This is a genomic window from Streptomyces calidiresistens (assembly GCF_014141525.1).
GTDB classification, from domain to species: Bacteria; Actinomycetota; Actinomycetes; order Streptomycetales; family Streptomycetaceae; genus Streptomyces; species Streptomyces calidiresistens.
Genome location: NZ_VKHS01001443.1, coordinates 1 through 670, shown reverse-complemented (window position 1 = coordinate 670; position 670 = coordinate 1). Strand labels below are relative to the sequence as shown.

The 670-nt window shown below is 75.1% G+C and carries 1 protein-coding gene; it reads left to right on the top strand.

The features are described from left to right. The coding region (locus tag FOE67_RS27735) for a cellulose binding domain-containing protein (protein WP_182667555.1) at positions 1-595 on the top strand (595 nt) is incomplete at its 5' end. Between the last annotated feature and the right edge of the window lie 75 nt (positions 596-670).

Here is a 670-nt window from a genome sequence, read left to right as displayed (position 1 = left end):
CGGCACCCCCACCGCCTCGGACGTGACCTCAACCTCCGTCACCCTCGGCTGGGCCGCCGCGACCGACAACGTGGGCGTCACCGGCTACGACGTGGTGCGGGTCTCCGGCGGGCAGCGGACCGTCGTCGCCTCCTCCACCTCCACCTCGGTCACCGTCACCGGCCTGACCCCCGGCACCTCCTACACCTTCGCCGTCCGGGCCCGCGACGCGGCCGGCAACGTCTCCCCGCTCTCGGGCACCGTCGCCGTCACCACCTCCGGTGGGCAGGGCGGCGCCGACTGCGCCGTGGACTACCGGGTGGCCGGCTCCTGGCCCGGCGGCTTCCAGGGCGAGGTCGTGGTCACCAACACCGGCTCCTCCCCGGTCACGAACTGGAGCCTGGGCTGGACCTTCCCCGGCAACCAGACCGTCACCGGCCTGTGGGGCGGCGGGGTCTCCCAGAGCGGGAACACCGTGACCGTCACCGCGCCCTCCTGGGCCACGACCCTCGCGCCCAACGCCTCCGCCTCCCTCGGCTTCCTCGCCGACTGGAGCGGCAGCAACCCGGCGCCGACCTCCTTCACCCTCAACGGCTCGCCCTGCACCGTCGACTGAGCCGTCCCCGAACGGGCGGGTCCACCGGGCTGCGGACCGGTGGACCCGCCTCCCGCCCACCGCGCGTGCCCTTCC